General features: G+C 44.8%; 2 protein-coding genes. Both read left to right on the plus strand.

Features of this window, described 5'->3' with window-relative positions:
• Positions 1–10: 10 nt before the first annotated feature.
• A complete protein-coding gene (locus A3739_RS01775) occupies positions 11–292 on the plus strand; it encodes a septum formation initiator family protein (RefSeq protein ID WP_068479449.1) in 282 nt (93 codons plus the stop codon).
• Positions 293–304: 12 nt separating this feature from the next.
• On the plus strand, positions 305–888 hold a 584-nt coding region (locus A3739_RS01780), incomplete at its 3' end, for a 2-C-methyl-D-erythritol 4-phosphate cytidylyltransferase (protein ID WP_068500034.1).

Genomic DNA, 888 nt, shown 5'->3' on the forward strand with positions numbered 1-888 from the left:
CGGATTGTAAATGAAGTTGTTGTGGGGTTTCTTGTTGTTGGCAACGGTCGTGCTTCAGTTCAGGCTGTGGGCTGGCGAAGGCGGCATATTTGAGGTGTGGCAATTGCAAGAAAAAGTAGATGTATTGCGTGTTGCGAATCTTGAGCTGGAAGAGCGAAATGGGCGCTTAGACGCGAAAGTAACAAATCTTAAGAAAGGTTATGAAGTAATAGAGGAGCGCGCACGCGTAGACCTTGGTATGATTGGTCGAAACGAGACCTTCTTTATGGTGGTCAATTCAAGCGATCATTGATGAACATTCTGCATGGTAAAACGCAATTCTGAGCCGAAGCACTGGCTCATTCTACCCGCCGCTGGTATCGGATCTCGAATGGGGTCCACCATTCCAAAGCAATATCTTAACATTGATGGACAAACGATCATTGCTCGAACAATAGAAGCAATGACTGCAAAACCTCGCTTTGAAACCGTGTTGGTAGGTTTAAGGTCTGACGACTCCTATTTTAATTCTCTACCTGTTGATGTTACCAACAAGTGCATAAGGTTTGTTGGCGGTGATGAAAGAGCAGATACCGTTCTAGCAGGGTTAATGGCTTTATCTGATAAGGCTGCGGATCATGATTGGGTTTGGGTTCACGATGCCGCTCGTCCTTTGATTACTGAACATGAGTTAGAGTTACTAGAAAAGTCATTATTGGATGCACCAGATGGTGCGTTATTAGCGCTTCCCTCGGTTGATACAATTAAATGTTCCAAGAATGGTCGGGTGGATTCAACGCTCGATCGCAACATAATTTGGCGCGCACAGACTCCCCAAGCATTCCCTTATGCGCTTTTACGTGATGCTTTACGCTCTGCTTTAAAGAAAGAAGTACAAATTACTGATGA

Source organism: Oleiphilus sp. HI0067 (genome assembly GCF_001635735.1).

Bases quoted from the DNA above. Each gene is read 5' to 3' on its own strand.
- A3739_RS01775 (WP_068479449.1), top strand. From the start codon at position 11: ATGAAGTTGTTGTGGGGTTTCTTGTTGTTGGCAACGGTCGTGCTTCAG.